Source organism: Bradyrhizobium sp. USDA 4541 (genome assembly GCF_024171085.1).
In the GTDB taxonomy this organism is placed as follows: domain Bacteria; phylum Pseudomonadota; class Alphaproteobacteria; order Rhizobiales; family Xanthobacteraceae; genus Bradyrhizobium; species Bradyrhizobium australafricanum.
The window spans coordinates 1209813-1232003 of record NZ_JALJZF010000001.1 but is presented as its reverse complement, the minus strand read 5'-3'; the positions used below and the strand labels follow the sequence as shown (position 1 = coordinate 1232003).

Below are 22191 nucleotides of genomic sequence, written 5' to 3'. Positions count from 1 at the left end.
AGTTGATGGTCTGGCGTTTCGGTTCATTGGTGGCGCTGGTCGGAAGCATGCTGAGCGCGTCGGTCATCCCCGGACATTCCGCCAAGGATATGAGCCCCACCACCAGCGGCCTGCCGATCCCGCGCTATGTCAGCCTGAAGTCGGATCACGTGAACGTCCGGGCCGGCCCGACCAAGGACAATGACGTCGCCTGGGTCTACACGCGGTCGGGGCTGCCGGTCGAAATCACCGCCGAGTTCGAGAACTGGCGCCGGGTGCGCGATTCCGAGGGCGCCGAAGGCTGGGTCTATCACTCCCTGCTGTCCGGCCGCCGCACCGCCGTCGTCACGATGAAGAACAAGGACGATCTGGCCTCGCTCTACGACCGTCCCGATGCCACCAGCGCGATCGCGGCGCGCCTGCAGGCCGGAGTCGTCGCGCAGGTGAAGAAATGCGCCAATAACTGGTGCCGGGTCACCGGCAGCGGGTTCGATGGCTGGATCGAGCAGCAGCGCCTCTGGGGCGTCTACGCCGACGAGAAGGTGGATTGAGCTTCCCCGACCGCAAATGAAAATGGCCGGGACGAGCCCGGCCATCACAACTCAAATCGACGGTAAGACGGTTCAGCGCTTCTTGCGCAGCCGCACCACCATATCGACGCGGGAGATTTCGTAGCCTTCGGGCACGTCGGGCATCTTCGACAGCACGAGGTTCGGGTCGGGAATGTCGACCAACTCGTGGTTATGCTCGAGATAAAAGTGGTGGTGCGTCGACACGTTGGTATCGAAATAGGTTTTCGTGCCGTCGACGCTGACCTGGCGCAGCAGGCCGGCGTCGGTCAGCTGGTTCAGGGTGTTGTAGACGGTCGCCAGCGACACCGGAACCTTGGCCAGCGTGGCTTCCTCGTACAGCATTTCAGCGGTCAGGTGGCGGGCACCCTTGCCGAACAACAGCCAGCCCAGCGCCATGCGCTGACGGGTCGGCCGCAGACCGGCAGACTGCAACATCTCGTTGACGTCATGCCACGGACAGCCGGTCAGGGCAGGGTGGTGACCAGCGCCCCGGGCAGCCGGGTGCACGGCATCATCGTTCACAGCCGGTACTTCCTCGTTCATATCCACTCTATGCACCCAACTCAGGCAATATTCCTCATAAATATAAAAAGGATGCCTATCAGATGCAAGTTTTTCGCAACTAGAACGAATCCAAGCTGCGGTAGAAACCTAAGGAGAAGCGGTCATTTATCCTCGGAATGCCGCTTTGCCGCCCAGTTGGCGCTATGTTAGAGAGCGCGCGGACCACATATGCGCTTTCGGCAGAGATAACGGGCCGTAGCGTACCCAGGTAGCGCCAAGATGCGGGACGGGTTATTCCGGTTCCCGTGGGTAGATCAAGGTCCGACCAAGCAAAGCGCTCATCGGGACATCAGAGGTGGAAAGAGGATGCTGGATCGGCGCGGCGGTTACGAATACGAGGATTTGCTGGCTTGCGGGCGGGGCGAGCTTTTCGGTCCCGGCAACGCCCAGTTGCCGCTGCCGCCGATGCTCATGTTCGATCGGATCAGCGAGATTTCGGAGAATGGCGGCGAGTTCGGCAAGGGGCTGGTGCGCGCCGAGCTCGAGGTGAAACCGGATCTCTGGTTCTTCGGCTGCCATTTCAAGAATGATCCGGTGATGCCGGGCTGCCTCGGCCTCGATGCCATGTGGCAAATGGTCGGCTTTTACCTCGGCTGGATCGGTGGCGAAGGTCGTGGCCGCGCGCTCGGCCTCGGCGAGCTGAAGTTCTCCGGACAGGTGCTGCCGCAAGCGCGCAAGGTTGTGTACAACATCGATATCAAGCGCGTGATGCGGTCAAAGCTCGTGCTTGGAATTGCCGACGGGTGGCTTTCCATGGACGACGAGATTATCTATCGCGCCAAGGACTTGAAGGTCGGGTTGTTCAAGCAGGGCACGGCTCCATCTTGAGCAGGATCATCATGCGGCAACATAAAGGCAGGGCGAGGCGAACATGAGGCGGGTTGTCATCACGGGGATGGGTATTGTCTCGTCCATCGGTAACAACACCCAGGAAGTGCTTGCGAGCCTCTACGAGGCGAAGTCGGGCATTTCGCGCGCGGAGAAGGCCGCCGAACTCGGCTTCCGCTCGCAGGTGCACGGTGCGCCGACACTCAATCCTGCCGAGGTGATCGATCGCCGCGCGATGCGGTTCCTTGCCGAAGGTGCGGCGTGGAATCACGTTGCGATGGAACAGGCGATCCGCGACTCGGGCCTCGAGGAAAACGAAGTCTCCAACATCCGCACCGGCATCATCATGGGATCCGGCGGTCCGTCGACGCGCACGCTGGTGGAGGCCGCCGACATCGCGCGCGCCAAGGGCCCGAAGCGGGTCGGTCCGTTCGCAGTGCCGAAGGGCATGTCCTCGACCGCGTCGGCGACGCTCGCCACCTGGTTCAAGATCAAGGGCGTGAACTATTCGATCTCGTCGGCCTGCGCGACGTCGAACCACTGCATCGGCAACGCCTATGAGACGATCCAGATCGGCAAGCAGGATGTCATCTTCGCCGGCGGCTGCGAGGAACTCGACTGGACGCTGTCGGTGCTGTTCGACGCCATGGGCGCGATGTCCTCGAAATACAACGACACGCCCGCCACCGCCTCGCGTCCCTACGATCTCAACCGCGACGGCTTCGTCATCGCGGGCGGCGCGGGTGTCGTGGTGCTGGAAGAGCTCGAGCATGCCAAGGCGCGCGGTGCCAGGATCTATGGCGAGGTCGTCGGCTACGGCGCAACCTCCGACGGCTACGACATGGTGGCGCCGTCAGGCGAGGGCGCCGAGCGCTGCATGCGCATGGCGATGTCGACGGTGAACACGCCGGTCGACTACATCAATCCGCACGCCACTTCGACGCCCGCCGGCGATCCGCCGGAGATCGAGGCGATCCGCAAGGTGTTCGGCACCGGCGACAAGTGCCCGCCGATCTCGGCGACCAAGGCGCTGACCGGCCACTCGCTCGGCGCCACCGGCGTGCAGGAAGCGATCTATTCGCTGCTGATGCTGAACAACGGCTTCATCTGCGAGAGCGCGCATATCACCGAACTCGATCCGGTGTTTGCCGACATGCCGATCGTGCGCAGGCGCATCGACAACGCCAAGCTCAACACCGTGCTGTCGAACTCGTTCGGCTTCGGCGGTACCAACGCGACGCTGGTGTTCAGGCGGCTTGACGCGTGATTTCGCCTCTCCTCGCTTGCTGAGGGAGGTCCGCAGGCAGCGAATGGGAACATTGCAACGATCCGGAATGGGGTGGGAATGATTATTGAACCGCGCGTGCGAGGCTTCATCTGCACGACGGCACATCCCGTCGGCTGCGCCACGAATGTCCGCGAACAGATCGCCTATGTTCTGAAGCAGGGTCCGGTCGCCGACTGCCCGAAGCGCGTTGCCGTGCTGGGCTGCTCGACGGGGTATGGCCTCGCGAGCCGCATCGTCGCGACCTTCGCCGGCGGCGCCGATACGATCGGCGTGTCGCTGGAGCGCGAGCCGTCGGAAAAGAGAAGCGCCAGCGCCGGCTGGTACAACAACCGCGCCTTCGAGATCGAGGCCCAGAAGATCGGACGCTCGCCGCTCACGCTGGAGGGCGACGCCTTCTCCGACGAGCTGAAGGCGACCTTCATCGAGCGCGTGCGCGAGAAATTCGGGCAGCTCGACCTCCTAGTCTACAGCATGGCCGCGCCGGTCCGCACTGATCCCGACACCGGCAAGACCTATCGTTCGGTGATCAAGCCGCTGGGCGCCCCGGTCGAGATCAAGACGCTCGACACCGAGACCGGCGAGGTATTCCAGACCACGCTCGAGCCGGCGAGCGAGGAGCAAACCGCGGCGACCGTCGCGGTGATGGGCGGCGACGACTGGAAGCGCTGGATCGACCAGCTCGCGGATGCCGGCGTTTTGGCGCCGGGCTTCCAGACGCTCAACTACACCTATATCGGCAGCGAACTGACCTGGCCGATCTACTGGAACGGCACGCTCGGCCGCGCCAAGGTCGATCTCGACAGCAAGGCGGAAGCGATCCGCGGCCGGCTCGGCGCGGACGCGGCCCGCGTCGTCGCGTTGAAGGCCGTCGTCACCCAGGCGAGCTCGGCCATTCCGGTGGTGCCGCTCTATGGCACGGTGCTGTTCAAGGTCATGAAGCAGCTCGGTCTCCACGAAGGCTGCATCGAGCAGATCGATCGCCTGTTCCGGACCAAACTCGGCAGGGATGTCGCGCTCGACGATACGCAGCGCGTCCGGGTCGACGATTGGGAGCTTTCGCCCGAAGTGCAGACGGAAGTGTCGCGGCGTTGGCCACTGCTCACCACCGAGACGCTCGGCGAGTTGGCCGATCTCGGCGAGTACAAGAGCCAGTTCCTCCGCCTGTTCGGCTTCGGCATCGACGGCGTCGACTATACGCAGGATGTCGATCCCCGCGTCGTGCCGGGTTAGGCCGTTCGGGAAACATCGCAATCACAGCTTCGTAGCCCGGATGGAGCGCAGCGCAATCCGGGACAGTCCCTCTGTGGCAGAGAGCCCCGGATTTCGCTGCACTTCATCCGGGCTACATGTCTCACCCCGCCGCGATCTTCTCTGCGCGCTGGAACGCGGGCCGGGCCACGCAGCGGCCGATATAGGCCTCGAATGACGGCCGCGACGGCACCATCTTGAACACGCGCACCGCAAAGTTCAGTCCCGCGCCGATCGCGATGTCGGCCGCGGAGAATTGATCGCCGAGGATCCATGGCCCCTTCTGCAGCTCGGCGTCGAGCACGTCGAACACCTGCGCGGCGTTGCCCCATGCCGCGGTGCTGGTCGGCACCTCGAGCTTGGTGAAGAGCTGGATCAGCGCCGGCTCGATGCAACTCGGCGAGAAAAACAGCCACTGCAGATAGCGCGCCCGCTTCGGGTCCGTCGCTGCCGGCGCGAGTTTGGTCTCGGGATAGCGGTCGGCGATATAGGCGCAGATCGCGGCGGCCTCGGCGAGCTGCGCGTCGCCGTCGGTCAGCGCCGGCACCTTGCCCATCGGGTTGATCTTGAGAAAATCGGGCGATTTCTGCGCCCCGGTGCTGATGTCGGTCAGCACCCGTTCGTATGGCAGGCCGGATTCCTCCAGCAGCCAGATGGCTGAGAACGAGCGCGAGCGCGGCGACCAGTACAGCTTGATCATGGCTTAGCCTCCGATGTGCGGTTTGTTCTCATCCACCGATAGTGCTTCATCATGAAGCCGGTGACCGGATGGGGCGCTTCCTTCTCGAAGATGAAGCCTTCGCGCTCGTACCAGCGCCAGGCCTTCTCGTTCTCCCGGACGCATTTCAGCCAGATCTCGTCGGGCATCTGCCGGCGCGTGAAGGCAAGCAGCTCGCGTCCCAGGCCCCGGCCCTGATAGGCGGGGACCACCATCAGCTGATCAAGCAGCAAGGTCGGCAAGTGCAGCGCCAGCATGGCGGCGATGCTGCCCTGATCGTCGGCGACGAACAGGCTCCAGCCGCCGGCGATCTCGCGCGGCAAGCGGATACGCAGATCGTTCAACAGGCTGTCGCTGGCTTGCGAGAGCTTGGTCGAAACCCAACTAGCCATCCAGGCGCGCGCGATCGCGTCATGTTCGTCGGGACGAGCGGGGCGGATGATCGGCAGCGTCATTGTTCCCTATCGCCTTCGACGCCGGCGGCGCGACGCTGTGGGTGCATAAAGGTGAAAGCCCGCGAGCGCCTCGCGGAGCTTTCAGCTCTAGCGTAGTTGTTTGCGACCGGCGAGCCCGGCGGCTCACACGCCGAGCGTGCCGGCCTTTGCTGCCGCATAGCGCTCAGCCACGGCCTTCCAGTTCACCGTATTCCACCACGCCTTGAGATAATCGGGGCGGCGGTTCTGGTAGGTCAGGTAATAGGCGTGCTCCCAGACGTCGTTGCCGAGCAGCGCGCGCTTGCCGTCCATGATCGGATTGTCCTGGTTCGGCCGCGTCTCGATCGCGAGCTTGCCGTCTTTGGTCACGGTGACGAACACCCAGCCGGAGCCGAACACGCGCCCGCCGGCAGCGTTGAAATCGGTCTGGAATTTTTCCATGCCGCCGAGGTCGCGATCGATCGCGGCGAGCACCTCGCCGTCCGCCTTGCCGCCGTTCGGTCCCATGATCTGCCAGAACATCGTGTGGTTGGCGTGGCCGCCCATGTTGTTGCGCACGCCGGTGCGGATCGCCTCCGGCACGCTGCGGAGATTGGCGAGCACCTCGACGACCGGCTTCTCGGCGATCTGCGGATTGTCCTTGGCGAAATTGTTGAGGTTGGTGACATAGGCCTGATGATGCCGGTCGTGATGGATTTCCATCGTCTTGGCGTCGATATGCGGCTCCAGCGCATTGGTGGGATAGGTCAGCGGATCGATCTTGAACGGTCCGGCGGGGGCCTGCGCGAATGCCGTGCGCGATGCGGCTGCGGCTGCGGCGATGCCGCCTGCTGCGATGATCAAATGGCGTCGGGACATCGAGGACATCGTGGTTCTCCGTGCTGGGAAAGCTTCCTGATGTTAGGCCCGAGTTGTGAACGGGTTCCAGCGAATCCGGTCACAATGCCGGGTCAAAATCGCGCATGCCGATCAGCGGAGATTGATTTGCGTCCGATCTCGGCAAACCAAAAAGGGCGGCCACAGGGCCGCCCTTTTCGTAACAGTCGATTTGCTAGTCGATTGGCCTTGGCTTACTCGCCGGCAGCTTCGCGCGGCGCCGCAGCCGGCGCTTCGGTCTTCTGCTTGGCCTCGAGATCTTCGCCGGTCTCCTGGTCGACCGCCTTCATCGACAGGCGGGTCTTGCCGCGATCGTCGAAGCCGAGCAGTTTGACCTTGACCTTGTCGCCTTCCTTGACGACGTCGGAGGTCTTCTGCACGCGGTTGGACGCGAGCTGGCTGATGTGGACGAGGCCGTCCTTGGCGCCGAAGAAGTTCACGAACGCGCCGAACTCCATCACCTTGACGACGGTGCCCTCGTAAATCTGGCCGACCTCCGGATCGGAGGCGATCGACTTGATCCACTTGATCGCAGCCTTCATCGCCTCGCCATCGTTGGAGGCGACCTTCACGGTGCCGTCGTCCTCGATGTTGACCTTGGCGCCGGTCTTCTCGACGATCTCGCGGATCACCTTGCCGCCGGTGCCGATCACTTCGCGGATCTTGTCGGTGGCAATCTTGAAGGTCTCGATGCGCGGTGCGTATTCGCCGAGCTCGGCGCGCGCCGCGGTCAGAGCCTTGGCCATCTCGCCGAGGATGTGGATGCGCCCTTCCTTGGCCTGGCCAAGCGCAACCTTCATGATCTCTTCGGTGATGCCCTCGATCTTGATGTCCATCTGGAGCGAGGTGATGCCGTGGTCGGTACCGGCGACCTTGAAGTCCATGTCGCCGAGATGATCCTCGTCACCGAGGATGTCCGACAGCACCGCGAAGCGCTGACCTTCGAGGATCAGGCCCATGGCGATACCGGCGGTCGGCCGCTTCAGCGGCACGCCGGCGTCCATCAGCGACAGCGACGCGCCGCACACCGAAGCCATCGAGGACGAGCCGTTCGACTCGGTGATCTCGGAGACCACGCGGATCGTGTACGGGAACTCGTGGTGCGGCGGCAGCACCGGGTGGATCGCGCGCCAGGCGAGCTTGCCGTGGCCGATTTCGCGGCGCTTGGTGCCGCCGAGGCGACCGGTTTCACCGACCGAGTAGGGCGGGAAGTTGTAGTGCAGCAGGAACGTTTCCTTGTACGTCCCCGACAGTGCATCGATGTACTGCTCGTCCTCGCCGGTGCCGAGCGTGGTCACGACCATCGCCTGGGTCTCACCGCGGGTGAACAGCGCCGAGCCGTGGGCGCGCGGCAGCACGCCGGCTTCGGCGATGATGTTGCGCACGGTCTTGGCGTCACGGCCGTCGATGCGCTTGCCGGTGTCAAGGATGTTCCAGCGAACGATCTTGGCTTCCAGTTCCTTGAACACGCCGGCGACGCGGAGCTTGTCGTATTTCGGCTCCTGGCCTTCCGGGAAGAAGTGCGCCAGCACCTTCTCCTTGACGGCGCCGACCGCGGCATAGCGTTCCTGCTTGACCGGGATCGCATAGGCCTTGCGGAGCTCCTGTTCGGCGATGCCGAGCATCTCCTTCTCGATCTCCGAATTGTCGATCGTGGTGACTTCGCGCGGCTCCTTGGCGGCCTTCTCGGCGAGTTCGATGATCGCGTTGATGACCGGCTGGAAGTGGCGGTGGCCGAACATGACCGCGCCGAGCATCACGTCCTCGTTGAGCTCCTTGGCTTCCGATTCGACCATCAGCACGGCGTCGGCGGTGCCGGCGACGACGAGATCGAGCTGGGTCTCGGTCATCTCGTCCAGCGTCGGGTTGAGCACGTATTCGTCATTGGCGAAGCCGACGCGCGCGGCGCCGATCGGGCCCTTGAACGGCGCGCCCGACAGCGTCAGGGCGGCGGAGGCGGCGACCAGCGACACGATGTCCGGATCGTTCTCCATGTCGTGCGAGAGCACGGTGACGATCACCTGGGTCTCGTTGCGCCAGCCGTCGACGAACAGCGGACGGATCGGGCGGTCGATCAGGCGGGAGACCAGCGTCTCCTTCTCGGTCGGACGGCCTTCGCGCTTGAAGTAGCCGCCGGGAATGCGGCCCGCAGCGTAGGTCTTCTCCTGGTAGTCGACCGTGAGCGGCAGGAAGTCGACGCCCTCGCGCGGCGCCTTCGCCGCAACGACGGTGGCAAGCACCACGGTCTCGCCGTAGGTGGCCATCACGGCGCCGTCGGCCTGGCGGGCGATCTTGCCGGTTTCAAGTTTGAGGGGACGTCCACCCCAGTCGATTTCGACGGAATGCGAATTGAACATTTCGGTTTTCTTTCATGGTTTCACGAAAGCACGGCGCCCTGAAACACAAAGACCATGCCAAGACGGCGAGACACTGATGCGCTGTCGCGATCAGCATCCGGCGATCCTGCCATGGTCCCTGGATTTCGGATGGCGTCCATCCTTTCGGTCATCTGGGCATCTTGCCCGGCCCAGCGGCCGGATTGCTGCTGGACGCTAGTGTGCATGGCGCGACTGCCATGCTGCGCATGGTCATCTTTCGACAATTCGAAAGCCCGAGTTCACGGACGACCATGCGAAAACGCGCGCGAACCCTCGCGCGCGTGCTTCTCAAATCAACGACGGATGTTGTGCTTTTCGAGCAGCGCCTTGTAGCGCGCCTCGTCCTTGCGCTTGATGTAGTCAAGCAGGGAACGACGCGTCGACACGAGCTTCAGGAGGCCGCGGCGTGAATGGTTGTCCTTCACATGGCTCTTGAAGTGCTCGGTGAGGTTATTGATGCGTTCCGACAGGATCGCGACCTGAACCTCGGGCGAGCCGGTGTCGCCGGCTTTGTTGGCATTCGTCTTGATGACTTCCGCTTTGCGTTCGGCGGTAATCGACATCGTCAGTTACTTTCATGGTTGCGAGCCGGACCGGCAGTCAGTCCGTTCAGGTTGAACACGCGCTTGGGGATGAGTTCGCCATTGCCAATTTCGGCAAGCGCGAGAAGCCGGCCTGCCACCGTGACATAGACTGTGCCGCTGGTATTGGGCGCATCCCGTCCGCGCAACAAAACGGCCTGGCCCCTGTGGAGCCTTGCCGCATCAGCCCGTGTGACGGCCAGTGCCGGGATGTCGTCCAGCGCGGTCTCAACGGGCAAAAGCGCGTCGGCGAGGCTGCCCTCGCCAGACGCGGCTCTATTGCATAAAGCCTCCAACTGTTCCAGCGGAATCATGTCTCGTTCGGTAAACGGACCGACAAGGGTTCGCCGCAGGGCGCAGATATGGCCGAAACAGCCCAGAATCCGGCCCATATCGCGGGCCAGCGCCCGGACATAGGTTCCCTTGCCGCACTCGGCCTCGAATACGGACTGACCGTTATCGCCATGTTCTACAAGGGTTAATTCGTGAATTTCGACCGGGCGCGGCTTCAGTTCCACGGTCTCGCCGTCGCGCGCCAGATCATAGGCGCGCTCGCCCTGCACCTTGATCGCCGAATATTGCGGCGGGATCTGCTCGATCACCCCGGTAAAGCGCGGCAACAGTTCCCGGATCGAATCGGCGGTCGGCCGGCTGTCGCTGGTCCTGACCGGCCGTCCCTCGGTGTCGTCGGTGTCGCGCTCCTCGCCCCAGCACACCGTGAAGCGGTAGCGCTTGCGGCCGTCCATCACGAACGGCACCGTCTTGGTGGCCTCGCCCAGCGCGATCGGCAAGCCGCCGGAGGCGAGCGGATCGAGCGTGCCGGCATGGCCGGCGCGCTTGGCCTGAAACAGGCGCTTGAGCACCGCGACCGCCTGCGTCGAGGTCATGCCGATCGGCTTGTCGAGCACCACCCAGCCGTGGACGTCGCGCTTGTCGCGGCGCGGCTGCTGGTTCTGCCTGCCCTGCTTCTGGCGCGGGTCGTTGTTGGTGCGGCGCGCATCGTCGGTGCGCTGGCCGGCAAAAGCATCCCGCTCAGCGTCGCGCGCGTCGGCATCCTTCGCGTCGATAACGCTGTTGGTCGTCATCACAGTCATCACTCGTCGTCCGAATCGGGTGCAAGGTCTCGCCGCACCGCAGGTGTCCGCAGTAGTTTCTCGATGCGCTCCGCCTCGTCGAACCGCTCATCGACGCGGAAGCGAATGTCGGGTGCAAATTTCAGGTTGACGCGGTGCGCGATCTCGCCGCGAAGGAACTTCTTGTTGCGCTCGAGCGCGGATATCACCGTGTCGGTGTCGCGTCCGCCGAGCGGCATCACGTAGATCGTGGCGAGCTTCAGATCCGGCGACATACGCACCTCGGGAACGGTGATGATGTGGCCTTCCAGATCGGGATCGTGAACCTCACCCTGTGACAGAATCTCGGCAACTGCATGGCGAACCGTTTCGCCGACGCGCAGCTGACGTTGCGATCCGCCGGGGCTGGAACTCTTCTTTTGACGGGGCATGACCTTTTTCCAAAACCGTCGCGCCCGCCAGCCGTGGCCGCGGGCATCAATGTCCTTGCTTTGCTTTCAATCGGACGATGCGCTGGTGGCCGGACTAAAGTCCGGCCACGCCGTCGCATTTTCAGTTAAATGGACCCAACGCCTAGCAAGATCTGCGCTTCGTAAGATTTGGACTTACAGAGAGCGCTGGATCGTCTCGATGCGGTAACACTCGATCACGTCGCCGACACGCATGTCGCCGTAGTTCTCGAACGCCATGCCACACTCCTGGCCGGCGACCACTTCCTTCACTTCATCCTTGAAGCGCTTCAGCGTCGACAGCTTGCCTTCGTGCACCACGACGTTGTCGCGGATCAGGCGAACATTGGCGCCGCGTTCCACGGTGCCGTCGGTGACGCGGCAACCCGCGACCTTGCCGACCTTGGAAATGTTGAACACTTCCAGGATCTGCGCGTTGCCCAGCATGGTTTCGCGCAGCGTAGGCGCGAGCAGGCCGGACATCGCCTTTTTGATGTCATCCACGAGGTCGTAGATGATGTTGTAGTAGCGGATCTCGATGCCGTTGCGCTTGGCCGCGGCCGCCGCTTCCTTGTTGGCTCGGACCGAGAAGCCGATGATCGCGGCGTTGAAGCCTTCCGCCAGCGTGACGTCGGATTCCGAGATGCCGCCGACGCCGGCATGCAGGATGCGGGCGGCGACTTCGTCGGTGCCGAGCTTCTCGAGCGAGCCCAGGATCGCTTCCAGCGAGCCCTGCACGTCGGCCTTGACGATCAGCGGGAACTCCTTGCGGCCCGCGGTCTTGAGCTGCGACATCATCTGCTCGAGCGAGCCGCGCATGCCCGAGATCGAGGCCGCGGCATTCTCGCGCTTCTGGTGCGCGCGATAGCTCGTGACCTGACGGGCGCGGGCTTCGTTCTCGACCACGGCGAGACGATCGCCGGCTTCCGGCGGGCCGTTGAAGCCGAGCACCTCGACCGGCACCGAAGGGCCGGCCTCTTCGAGATTCTCGCCCTGGTCGGAGATCAAGGCGCGGACGCGGCCCATCTCGGCGCCGGCCACGATGATGTCGCCGACGCGCAGCGTGCCGCGCTGCACCAGCACGGTCGCGACCGGACCGCGTCCGCGATCGAGCTTGGCTTCGATCACGGTGCCTTCCGCCGGACGCTCCGAGTTGGTCTTCAGGTCGAGGATTTCAGCCTGCAGCGCGATCATCTCGAGCAGCTTGTCGAGATTGGTCTTGTTCTTGGCCGAAACCTCGACGTCGACGACGTCGCCGCCGAGCGATTCGACCTGCACCTCGTGCTGGAGCAACTCGGTGCGCACGCGCTCCGGCCGCGCATCCGGCTTGTCGATCTTGTTGATCGCCACGATCATCGGCACCTTGGCCGCTTTGGCGTGATTGATCGCCTCGATCGTCTGCGGCATCACGCCGTCATCGGCCGCGACCACCAGCACGACGATGTCGGTGACCTTGGCGCCGCGGGCGCGCATCGCGGTGAACGCGGCGTGGCCGGGTGTGTCGATGAAGGTGATCTTGGTGCCGCTCTCGGGCGACAGCACCTGGTAGGCGCCGATATGCTGGGTGATGCCGCCGGCTTCGCCCGATACGACGTTGGCGTGGCGCAGCGCGTCGAGCAGCGAGGTCTTGCCGTGGTCGACGTGACCCATGACGGTGACCACCGGCGAGCGCGGCTCGGTGTCGGTGGAATTGTCGACGACGTCGAACAGGCCCTCTTCCACGTCGGACGCCGCGACGCGCTTGACGCTGTGGCCGAGTTCTTCGGCGATCAGTTGCGCAGTGTCGGCATCGATCACGTCGGTGATCTTGTGCATCGCGCCCTGCTTCATAAGCATGCGGATGACGTCGACCGCGCGTTCCGACATGCGGTTCGCGAGTTCCTGGATCGTGATCGCTTCCGGAATGGTGACTTCGCGGATCAGCTTTTCCTTCGGTTCGTTCGACGCATGCCCCTTCAGGCGCTGGGTGCGGCGGCGGAACGAGGCGATCGAACGCTCGCGCACGTCGTCGGCGTTGAGCGCAGTGGTCAGAGTGAGGCGGCCGCGCTCCTTCTGCGGGCCGGGCTTGTGGGTGGTCTTCGGAGCCGCGGCGGGGCGCACGGCGCCGCCGGGGCGGCGCACCAGGCGCGGACCTTCGTCTTCGTCCGGCCCGGCCGCAACTGCCGCCGGCCGCGGCGCAGAGGCTGGTGCGCGCGCGGTTGTCGTGGTGGTCGGGCGTGCTGCGGGCGCGCGGGCAGGCGGAGCAGACGCAGGTGCGGCTGTCGCGGGCCTAGCCGCTGTTGTGGCCGGAGCGCCGGGTTTGGCTTCGCCCTCGCCAAAGCGGCGCTTGGCCTCGACCTCGGCCTTGCGCTTGGCCTCTTCCTCGTGGCGGTGGCGCTCCTCTTCCGCTTTGCGGCGGGTTTCGGCGGCCTCGCGCTCTGCCTTCTCGGCAGCCTCGCGGACGGCGCGGCGCTTGGCTTCCTCTTCGGCCTGGCGGCGCTCCTCGATGTCGCGCTGACGGGCGTCGGCCAGCGCGCTGGCGCGCGCGGAACGCTCGTCCTCGGTCAGGGTCGGCAGCACCACGCCGGAGCGGGTGTTACGCTGTTGCTGGCCGGGAGGCGGGCCTGAGGGGCGGCCGAGCGGCGGCCTGGCGGCCGGCGCCGCTGGCTTTGCAACCACGGGTTCCGGCGCGTGCGCCTCGCCGGGACCATCGCCACCGACGCGACGCTTGCCGCGCTTCTCGACCACGACCTGCTTGGTCCGGCCGTGGCTGAAGCTCTGGCGCACGGTGCCCGTCTCGACGCGCGGCTTCAGCGACAACGTCTTGCTCGGGACACTCAAAGTCTTGTCGCCAGGGGTCTTGGTATCAACCATTCAGCAGTCCTAATCTCGTTTCGCTGTGCGTTTGCCGCACAAATCCTTCAACGTGTCGTCGTTTGCTGAGCATGACCGGTCGGAAAGACGGCGTCCGCCTTCCCGGATCACGCTCTGGAATTTCTGGCCGCTTCGGCGGTCTTGTCGTCGTCGGCCATCCGGTATCGGACCAGCATCTGGCAGCGTGACAGGAACGTCTTGCTCGCCGGGCCCGCGAGCAGCGCAGCATGTATCACATTTGACCGCCCAAGTGCCAAATCCAATTCTTCCGACGTCAAAACATTGACGACGGGGATTACCGGCGATTCACCACGTTTTTCGCCCCTTTGCCCCACGATCGCGTCCAATTTGCGGATTCCGTCCGCCGCGCCGTCGGAAGCGTGGATCAGGGCTGCAGTTTCGTTCCGGTTGAGTGCGTCCTCGACCTTGCCGAAGCCCGAAACGACCTGACCGGCCTTGGCGGCCATTGCCAGGGCCTCGGTGACGCTGCGCACCAGGAGGGTGTCGGTATCGGTGGGAAGGGTCGGCGCGACGCGGACGTCGCGCTTGAATCCCTTGCTAAATTGGTGACGGCGGACCGCTTCCGCAACGCTGCGCCGCGACGCGGAAACCCAGAGTCCGCGGCCGGGCAGCTTGCGCTTGATATCCGGGATCACCTCGCCTGTGGGCGCGACGACGAACCGGATCAGCTCGTCGATCGGACGCACCTCGCGGCTGACCGCGCACATCCGCGTGGTCGCGGACTTCTGCGTCCGCGGCCCATCGTCGAGATCGGGGTCAGCCTGAGCCAGCATCCGTGTGGCATCTCCTTACGAAGCCGTCGTTTCTGCTTCGGCGGCCTCGGCCTCCTCGGCAGGCTTGGCGAGGTCGGCCTCGGTGATCCAGCCGGCCTTCAGACGGGCCTGCATGATCACGGCCTCGGCCTCGTCGCGCGAAATCTCGATGCCGTCGAGGAACCCGGCATGCTTGGTCGGCTCGCCGCCTTCCTTGCGCTCGGTCCAGCCGACCAGGTCGTCGGTGGCGCAGCCGGCGAGATCCTCGACCGTCTTCACGTCGTTCTCGCCGAGCTTGACCAGCATCTTGCCGGTGATGCCGGGCACGTCCTTCATGGCGTCCTCGACGCCGAGTTCCTTGCGCTTGGCTTCCAGTTCCGCCTCGAGCTGTTCCAGATATTCGCGGGCGCGGGTCTGCAGCTCGGTGGCGGTCTCCTCGTCGAAACCCTCGATGCCCGCGAGTTCCTTGACATCGACCAGCGCGAGTTCCTCGACCGAGGTGAAGCCTTCGGAGGCGAGCAGCTGGCCGACCACCTCGTCGACATTGAGCGCTTCCATGAACACGCGGGTCGAGTTCTCGAAGTCGGCCTGGCGGCGCTCCGACTCTTCCTGCTCGGTCAGGATGTCGATGTCCCAGCCGGTCAGCTGCGAGGCGAGGCGGACGTTCTGGCCGCGGCGGCCGATCGCAAGCGACAGCTGGTTGTTGGTGTCGGGAACCACGACCTCGATGCGCTCGCGGTCCTCGTCGATCACGACCTTGGCGACTTCAGCCGGCGCCAGCGCGTTGACGACGAAGGTCGCAATGTCGGGCGACCACGGGATGATGTCGATCTTCTCGCCCTGCAGCTCGTTCACCACGGCCTGCACGCGCGAGCCGCGCATGCCGACGCAGGCGCCGACCGGGTCGACCGAGGAATCGCGCGAAATCACGCCGATCTTGGCGCGCGAGCCCGGATCGCGGGCGACCGCCTTGATCTCGACGATGCCGTCGTAGATCTCCGGCACTTCCTGCGCGAACAGCTTCGCCATGAACTGCGGATGGGTGCGCGACAGGAAAATCTGCGGACCGCGGGTCTCGCGGCGGACGTCGAAGATATAGGCGCGGACGCGGTCGCCGTTGCGGAACACTTCACGCGGCAGCATCTCGTCGCGGCGCACGATCGCTTCGCCACGGCCGAGGTCGACGATCACGCTGCCATATTCGACGCGCTTGACGATGCCGTTGACGATGTCGCCGATGCGGTCCTTGAATTCCTGGTACTGCCGGTCGCGCTCGGCCTCGCGCACCTTCTGCACGATCACCTGCTTGGCCGACTGCGCGGCAATGCGGCCATATTCCAGCGGCGGCAGCGTGTCGGCGATGGTGTCGCCGACCTGAGCGCCCGGATTGGCGCGCTGCGCGTCGTGCAGCGAAATCTGGTTCGACGAGTTTTCGACGACGTCGACCACCAGCATGTGGCGGGTCAGTCGCAGCTCGCCCTTCTTGGCGTCGATCTCGGCATGGACGTCGGTCTCGCTGCCGTAGCGGGCACGCGCGGCCTTGGCGATGGCGTCTTCCATCGCCGCGATCACGATGGAGCGGTCGATCGACTTTTCGCGCGCAACTGCGTCTGCGATCTGCAGCAGTTCGAGTTTGTTGGCGCTGACTGCCATGGCTTAGTCTCCTTCGGATGGATCGATCTCGCCACGGCGCGCGCGCTCGGCCGCCAGGCGGTGCTTTTTGGTGTTAGTCGGAGCCGGTTTCTTGCCGGGCTTGTGAGCAGGCTTATCACCAGGCTTGGGTTTCGGCTTCTGGCTCTTCGCCGGATCGCTCTTCTTGGCGTGGGCCGGTTGCGGCGGCGCGAGGCCGAGCTCGCGGCGCAGCTCGCGCTCGGCGGCCTTGCCGCGGCGCATCGATTCCTCGATCAATTCGTCGGTCAGCACCAGCCGCGCGTCCGAGATGTCCTCCATCACCAGGAGAACCTCGGCGTCCTCGTCCGGACGCGGATCGTCGCGCCTGATGCGCACCGCATCGCCCTCGACGCCGGCAAGCACGCCGCGAAACCGCTTGCGGCCCTGATGCGCCACCGCCATCTCGATCTTCACGAGATGCCCGGTGTAGCGCTCGAAGTCGGAGCGGCGCACCAGCGGGCGGTCGATGCCGGGCGACGAGATTTCCAGCCGGTAGGCACGCTCGATCGGGTCGGCGACATCGAGCACCGGCGACAGCGCGCGCGAGATCGCCTCGCAATCCTCGAGCTGCATCGAGCCGTCGGGTCGCTCCGCCATGATCTGCACGGTGCAGCCGGCATCGCCCGAGACCTTGATGCGCACCAGGCGATAGCCCATGCCCTGCAGCACCGGGACCGCGACCGCGGCGATGCGCGCCGCAACCCCGGGCTCGACGACGAGACGCGGCTCGGCGAGCAGTTCGGTGTCCACGGACGTGGCGGTCGGTTCGGTCATATCCAGTGTCAAAGGCTGTCTAGGGTCTTAAAGGCTGCTGAGGTCTGTTGTGTTGTTCAGGTGGCCTTAAGGGGCCGCTAACGCTACCCAAACCGGACCCGGCCTCGTTGGGTCCCGTCAGGTAATAAAAAAGAGCGGGTCCCGGGGGGCCCACTCTCCTACGCGATCGTATGAGATACCATAAGTTGCGCCGGATATAGCTCTTTTGCCCGGGTCCGGCAAGGCCCTCGGGTCCGGCGGGAGGCGATTTTACGGCTCTCCGGATGCCGGATTGATCTAACCCTCCGTTTACGAACGGGACCATAGATTGCCGAAAATCGGCAGAAGTCGCCGGTTGGACAAGGCCCATGACGACAGCCCCTGCGCTGATCCCGGAACTCGACGATATCGTTCGCCGCGGCGACCCCAAGCGCCGCGCCGAGGCCGCGCGGCGGCTCGGCGAGCTGTTCCTGCAGGGCGCCGCGAGCTTCCGTCCCGACCATATCGACCTGTTCGACGGGGTGCTGACCAGCCTGGTCCCGCATGCCGAGCTTGCTGCGCGGGTCGATCTCGCCGAACGGCTCGCGCTGCTCGCCAATGCGCCGCGGCATCTGGTCGGGCAGCTCGCCCGCGACGACGAGGTCGCGATCGCGGGGCCGCTGCTGCGCCGATCGCCGGTGATTGACGAAAAGGTGCTGGTCGAGATCGCCAATGCCAAGGGCCAGGGCCATCTGCTCGCGATGGCCGAGCGATCGAAGCTCTCGACTGCGCTGACCGACGTCCTCGTCCGACGCGGCGATCGCGACGTCATCCGATGCGCGGCCGGCAATGCGGGCGCGGCGTTCTCGGACGCCTCCTTCACGACGCTCGTGCAACGCGCCAGCCAGGACGGCGTGCTGACGCTGCGGATCGGCCGCCGCGATGATCTTCCGCCCGAGCATCTGAAGGGCCTGCTCGCCGGCTCGATCGACGTGATCCGCCGCCGTCTGCATGCCGTCGCCAAGCCGGAACGCCAGGCCGAGATCAAGCTGGCGATGACCGAGATCGAGGGCGTGATCGTTCAGGTCGAGGGCCGCGATTTCACGGCCGCGCAGCGCGTCATCCTGGCACTGCATCGCGCCGGCGAATTGAACGAGGCCGCGGTGGCCGGCTTCGCAAAGGCCTTCAAATATGAGGAATGCGTGGCGGCGCTCGCCGCGATGGCCGGCGTGAAAATCGTCACGCTCGATCGCCTGATCTCCGGCGACCGTTACGATCCGATCCTGATCGCCAGCAAGACGATCGGCTTCGAATGGCCGACCGTGCGCGCCCTGATCCTGATGCGGCTCGGGCCGAACCGCGTGCCGTCTCCTGCCGATATCGAAGGTGCGCGGGTGAATTTCGTGCGCCTGATGCCCTCGACGGCGCAGCGCGTCGTGGAGTTCTGGAAGTCGCGCTAGTTCACGCTAACTGCTCTTGGCTCCGTCATCCTGAGGAGCGCCGCAGCCGCGTCTCGAAGGATGCACGGCCACGCTGTTGCAGCCGGGCCGTCGTGCTTCGAGACGGCCGCTTTGCGGCCTCCTCAGCATGACGGATCACCGTGCACACTTCCCAAACCCAAAATCGTTCCGCTATGCTTTCCGCAAGGCGCGACACAGCGCCAACGGGGAGATTGCCATGCTGACGGACGCCGACATCCAAACGCACGCCGCGCGGATCCGCGACGACGGATACACCGTGATCGAGCGCGCCGCCTCGCCCGATCTGGTCGAGGGGTTGAAGGCGGCGGTGCTGAGAATCGAGAGCGAGCACAATCTCGCACCTGCCAGGACGTCGTTCGAAGGCTTCAAGACGCTGCGCATCAACAACCTCCTGACCTATGACGATCTGTTCTGGGAGGTGCCGCTGCATGACAACGTGCTGCCGGTGGTCGAACGCGTGCTGGACAGGGAATGCCTGCTCTCGTCGTTCTGCTCGCTGGTGCTCGGGCCCGGCCAGGAAGCGCAGCCGATTCACGAAGACACCCAATTGATCCCGTTGCCGCGGCCGCACATTCCGATCACGATCAATGCGATCTGGGCGCTGTCCGATTTCCGCGAAGATAACGGCGCGACGCGGATCATCCCGCGCAGCCACAAATTCGATTCGTCGCCCGAATACGGCAAGGAGTACGACGCGGTCACCGCGACCATGCCGGCCGGCAGCGTGATGCTGTTCGACAGCGCGCTGTGGCATGGCGGCGGCGCCAACAGCAGCGACGCCAGGCGCTTTGCCTTCTCCTGCGCCTATTGCTGGGGCTGGATGCGGCAGCAGGAGAACCTGCAGCTCGGCATTCCGCGCGAGACCGCAGCCCGCTTTCCGCGCCGGCTGCAGGAATTGTGTGGCTACAGCGTCTACAAGGGCCAGTTCGGCCACATCGACAATCACGATCCGATCGAGCTGCTCGGCCGCGAGCGCGGCAAGCGGATGGTGTGGGAGGCGACCGACGTCAGGAAGGCGCGGCTGGCGGGGCAGGCGTGAAGATATCCGTCATTCCGGGGCGATGCGAAGCATTGAACCCGGAACCTCGAGATTCCGGGTTCGTGCTTCGCACGCCCCGGAATGACGGCGTCAAGGCAAGCGCTTGAACCTCAAATACGCCGCCTTGCGCCCTTCGCGCTCGGCCTTGGCGCCGTAGCGCGTCATTGTGTAGTTCGGCCACGGCTGCTGCCAGTCGATCGCGCGCTCGGCGAGCCAGGCGAAGTCGGGCGAGCGCATCAGATGCGCCAGCGTCCAGGCGCAATAGTCGTCGATGTCGCTGACGAAGCGGAATTCGCCGCCCGGCGGCAGCAATCGTGTCATCGCAGCGACCGTCGCATCCTGCACGAAGCGCCGCTTCCAGTGCCGCCGCTTCGGCCAGGGATCGGGATGGATCAGGTCGATGCGCGCAAGCGAACGCGTCGGCGCCCAGGCCAGCAGTTCGGCCGCGTCGCCGGCGAACAGGCGGATATTGCCGATATTCAGCGCCTCGATCTGAGTCAGGATCTTCGCCATGCCGTTGACATAGGGCTCGCAGCCGATGAAGCCCGTGGCCGGAAAGGCCTGTGCCTCCGCGATCAGATGCTCGCCGCCGCCGAAGCCGATCTCGAGCCTGACATTCTCGATGCCGTCATCGAACAACTCGGTCAGCGCCTCGGGCGCGGGCGCCGAGATGTCGACCGCCAGATGCGGCAGCAGAGTGTCGATCAGGTCGGCCTGATGCGGGCGCAGCTTGTGGCCCTTGCGCCGTCCGAAGAACGAGCCGCGCGCATGCGCCATCGCGCCGTCGTCGGGGGAATCGCGATCGCTGCGGTCGCCTGGAGCCGGTGTCATCGCAGCGTTTGATAGAGACGGTGGAGCAGCCGCGCGCGCGGCTCGATCGACGAGATGTAGAGCTGCTCGTAATGGGTATGCGCGCCCTTGCCGTCGACGCCGAGGCCGTCGAGGGTCGCCGTGTGTGGCGCGGTGAAATTGCCGTCGGAGCCGCCACCGGTGAACACATCCACCAGCTCGAAGCCGAGCTCGGCGGCCAGCCCCTTGGCGTGCTCGTAGAGCGCGGCGCCGGCGTTGCTTTTCTCATAGGGCGGACGGTTCAATTCGCCCGATATCTTCACGCTGACGCCCTCGGTGCGTGAGGTGATTCCGAGGATCCTCGGCACCAGCTCGTCGGCGTCGGCCATCGTCGGCACGCGCATGTCGACTTCCGCATAGGCCTCCTCGGCGATCACGTTCGGCTTGGTGCCGCCGCGGACGACGCCGACATTGACGGTGACGCCGCGCTTCAGGTCGTTCATCGCCTCCAGCGCCTGGATCACATTGCCGAGCTCCCGGATCGCGCTGCGGCCGTCCTCGGGGCGCGTGCCGGCATGGGCCGGCGCGCCCTTGATGAACACGTCGAAACGCGCAACGCCCTTGCGTCCGGTGACGATCTTGCCGCCGTCGCGCGCCGGCTCGGTCACCAGCACGTATTTCGCCTTGCGGCCCTCGGCCTCGATCAGCGCCCGCGAGGTCGGGCTGCCGATCTCCTCGTCCGATACGTAGAGCTGGGTGATGCCGAGCGGCGGGCGCGCGCCGTCGGCGCAGACCTGCCTGAACGCATGATGGGCGAGGTAGGCTCCGCCCTTCATGTCGTAGATGCCGGGGCCGAAGGCGCTGTCGCCGTCGACCTTGAATGGTAACCGTTCGATGAATCCCATCGGATGAACTGTGTCGAGATGGCTCAGCACCAGGATGCCCGGCGCGTCCTGGCCCCAGGACGAGCGCGTCACCAGGTGGTCGCCGCAGCCGTCGCGTCCCGCAATGCGCTCCACCGTGGCCGGCAGGTCGCGATAGCCCGACGCGACGAGATCAGCCAGCTTGTTGACCTGATCGGGCCGCTCGGTCGGAGATTCGATCTCGACCCAGCGGCGGATGCCGTCGAGAATCACGGCGGTTTCGAACGGATTGCTGGACATGCTGTTGTCGTCGCCTGTGAGTTCGCTTTGTCATTGCGCGCACGCGCCGAAGCACGATCAGGAATCATGCTCAAAGGAGGCGCTCAAGCGCGATGATGCTCAAGCTGAGCTCATCGCGTTGGCGCGCGCCGGAATGGCATATTCCAGATTTGACGATCTCTCAAACGGATATGGCTGAATCAGGCCTGCTCGGCCGCCTCGCGCGCCGCGATCTGCTCGACAAGTTCGACGATGCTGCGGCGGAGCTTGGCGTCCGCAATCCGCGTGAAGGCGCGGGTCAGGGCCAGGCCCTCGGCGGTTGCCAGAAAATCGGAGACGTAGGTCGGCGAGGCACCCTCGCTGAAGCCGTCGGCGGTCTTGACCCCGCTCGGGCCGCCGTCGAACAGGAAGGAGACCGGCACCTGCAGGATTTCGGAGATCTGCTGCAGCCGGCTGGCGCCGACGCGGTTGGTGCCCTTCTCGTATTTCTGCACCTGCTGGAACGTCAGGCCTAGCGCCTCGCCCAGTTTCTCCTGGCTCATGCCGAGCATGATGCGTCGCATACGGACGCGGCTGCCGACATATTTGTCAACAGGATTGGGCGCTTTGGTGGACATCTCCAACTCTCCTAAGGGATTGCGCGCCCGTGGATGAGGCAAGTTGGAAGTGGAGTATGCCTCAGGCGCCGGTGCCGTCAAATCCTGCAAGGAGGATCGGGACGAA

21 protein-coding genes are annotated in these 22191 nt (G+C 64.9%); 6 read left to right on the top strand and 15 right to left on the bottom strand.

The genetic code is table 11. The annotated features are described in order from the left end of the window. Positions 1–5 precede the first annotated feature (5 nt). A complete protein-coding gene (locus tag J2R80_RS05805) occupies positions 6–530 on the top strand; it encodes an SH3 domain-containing protein (RefSeq protein WP_375162557.1) in 525 nt (174 codons plus the stop codon). 72 nt (positions 531–602) lie between these two features. Here the strand turns inward: J2R80_RS05805 and irrA are convergent, their stop codons facing one another. Then, positions 603–1094 carry an iron response transcriptional regulator IrrA gene (gene irrA / locus J2R80_RS05800; RefSeq protein WP_026192029.1) on the bottom strand — a complete coding sequence of 164 codons (492 nt, stop codon included), beginning with the start codon at positions 1092–1094 and terminating at the stop codon, positions 603–605. A 327-nt stretch (positions 1095–1421) separates the two neighbouring features. On the opposite strand from irrA, the gene fabA reads away from it, so the two are divergent. The 3 genes from fabA to fabV all read left to right on the top strand — a co-directional run bounded on the left by fabA (position 1422) and on the right by fabV (position 4461). Beyond that, a complete protein-coding gene (gene fabA, locus J2R80_RS05795) occupies positions 1422–1943 on the top strand; it encodes a 3-hydroxyacyl-[acyl-carrier-protein] dehydratase FabA (RefSeq protein WP_057015289.1) in 522 nt (173 codons plus the stop codon). Positions 1944–1986: 43 nt separating this feature from the next. Further along, positions 1987–3210: a beta-ketoacyl-ACP synthase I gene (fabB, locus tag J2R80_RS05790; protein WP_057015290.1), complete on the top strand. Its 1224-nt coding sequence runs from the start codon at positions 1987–1989 to the stop codon at positions 3208–3210. A 78-nt stretch (positions 3211–3288) separates the two neighbouring features. Next, positions 3289–4461 (top strand): enoyl-ACP reductase FabV, encoded by a 1173-nt coding sequence (gene fabV, locus J2R80_RS05785; RefSeq protein WP_253638171.1) that lies wholly within the window; start codon positions 3289–3291, stop codon positions 4459–4461. Between the two features lie 121 nt (positions 4462–4582). On the opposite strand, the gene J2R80_RS05780 is transcribed toward fabV, so the two are convergent. The 11 genes from J2R80_RS05780 to rimP all read right to left on the bottom strand — a co-directional run bounded on the left by J2R80_RS05780 (position 4583) and on the right by rimP (position 17059). Further along, positions 4583–5179 (bottom strand): glutathione S-transferase family protein, encoded by a 597-nt coding sequence (locus tag J2R80_RS05780; protein WP_253638170.1) that lies wholly within the window; start codon positions 5177–5179, stop codon positions 4583–4585. Beyond that, on the bottom strand, positions 5176–5652 hold the full coding sequence (locus J2R80_RS05775) for a GNAT family N-acetyltransferase (protein WP_253638169.1): 477 nt from the start codon (positions 5650–5652) through the stop codon (positions 5176–5178). The genes J2R80_RS05780 and J2R80_RS05775 overlap by 4 nt, the downstream gene beginning before the upstream one ends. 123 nt (positions 5653–5775) lie before the next feature. Further along, a complete protein-coding gene (locus J2R80_RS05770; protein ID WP_253638168.1) occupies positions 5776–6498 on the bottom strand; it encodes a superoxide dismutase in 723 nt (240 codons plus the stop codon). A 203-nt stretch (positions 6499–6701) separates the two neighbouring features. Then, positions 6702–8864 carry a polyribonucleotide nucleotidyltransferase gene (gene pnp, locus J2R80_RS05765; RefSeq protein ID WP_050383431.1) on the bottom strand — a complete coding sequence of 721 codons (2163 nt, stop codon included), beginning with the start codon at positions 8862–8864 and terminating at the stop codon, positions 6702–6704. Positions 8865–9178: 314 nt separating this feature from the next. Then, the gene (gene rpsO, locus J2R80_RS05760; protein ID WP_016844725.1) at positions 9179–9448 is read right to left on the bottom strand and encodes a 30S ribosomal protein S15; all 270 of its coding nucleotides are present in this window, start codon (positions 9446–9448) and stop codon (positions 9179–9181) included. Between the two features lie 2 nt (positions 9449–9450). Further along, a complete protein-coding gene (gene truB / locus J2R80_RS05755; protein ID WP_253638167.1) occupies positions 9451–10560 on the bottom strand; it encodes a tRNA pseudouridine(55) synthase TruB in 1110 nt (369 codons plus the stop codon). Beyond that, complete coding sequence (gene rbfA / locus J2R80_RS05750) at positions 10560–10970, bottom strand: 30S ribosome-binding factor RbfA (RefSeq protein ID WP_253638166.1); 411 nt, start codon at positions 10968–10970, stop codon at positions 10560–10562. The genes truB and rbfA overlap by 1 nt, the downstream gene beginning before the upstream one ends. 174 nt (positions 10971–11144) lie before the next feature. Next, positions 11145–13841, bottom strand: coding sequence for a translation initiation factor IF-2 (infB, locus tag J2R80_RS05745; protein WP_076824501.1), 2697 nt, complete (start codon positions 13839–13841; stop codon positions 11145–11147). Positions 13842–13948: 107 nt separating this feature from the next. Further along, positions 13949–14635: an RNA-binding protein gene (locus tag J2R80_RS05740; protein ID WP_057015296.1), complete on the bottom strand. Its 687-nt coding sequence runs from the start codon at positions 14633–14635 to the stop codon at positions 13949–13951. Positions 14636–14650: 15 nt separating this feature from the next. After that, a complete protein-coding gene (gene nusA, locus J2R80_RS05735) occupies positions 14651–16267 on the bottom strand; it encodes a transcription termination factor NusA (protein WP_057015297.1) in 1617 nt (538 codons plus the stop codon). Between the two features lie 3 nt (positions 16268–16270). Then, entirely contained in the window at positions 16271–17059 is a 789-nt protein-coding gene (gene rimP / locus J2R80_RS05730; protein ID WP_057015298.1) for a ribosome maturation factor RimP, read from the bottom strand. Between the two features lie 347 nt (positions 17060–17406). Between rimP and J2R80_RS05725 the strand changes: the two genes are divergently transcribed. Together J2R80_RS05725 and J2R80_RS05720 are read left to right on the top strand one after the other, a co-directional pair. Beyond that, complete coding sequence (locus J2R80_RS05725) at positions 17407–18477, top strand: DUF2336 domain-containing protein (protein WP_057015299.1); 1071 nt, start codon at positions 17407–17409, stop codon at positions 18475–18477. Positions 18478–18694: 217 nt separating this feature from the next. Next, positions 18695–19537, top strand: coding sequence for a phytanoyl-CoA dioxygenase family protein (locus tag J2R80_RS05720; protein WP_168856641.1), 843 nt, complete (start codon positions 18695–18697; stop codon positions 19535–19537). 90 nt (positions 19538–19627) lie between these two features. Here J2R80_RS05720 and J2R80_RS05715 read toward each other — a convergent pair whose 3' ends face one another. The 3 genes from J2R80_RS05715 to J2R80_RS05705 all read right to left on the bottom strand — a co-directional run bounded on the left by J2R80_RS05715 (position 19628) and on the right by J2R80_RS05705 (position 22085). Continuing rightward, a complete protein-coding gene (locus J2R80_RS05715; RefSeq protein ID WP_253638165.1) occupies positions 19628–20368 on the bottom strand; it encodes a tRNA (guanine(46)-N(7))-methyltransferase TrmB in 741 nt (246 codons plus the stop codon). Continuing rightward, positions 20365–21489 carry a M20 family metallopeptidase gene (locus tag J2R80_RS05710; RefSeq protein WP_057015302.1) on the bottom strand — a complete coding sequence of 375 codons (1125 nt, stop codon included), beginning with the start codon at positions 21487–21489 and terminating at the stop codon, positions 20365–20367. The genes J2R80_RS05715 and J2R80_RS05710 overlap by 4 nt, the downstream gene beginning before the upstream one ends. Positions 21490–21668: 179 nt before the next feature. Next, a complete protein-coding gene (locus J2R80_RS05705; RefSeq protein WP_028335515.1) occupies positions 21669–22085 on the bottom strand; it encodes a helix-turn-helix domain-containing protein in 417 nt (138 codons plus the stop codon). Positions 22086–22191: the final 106 nt, after the last annotated feature.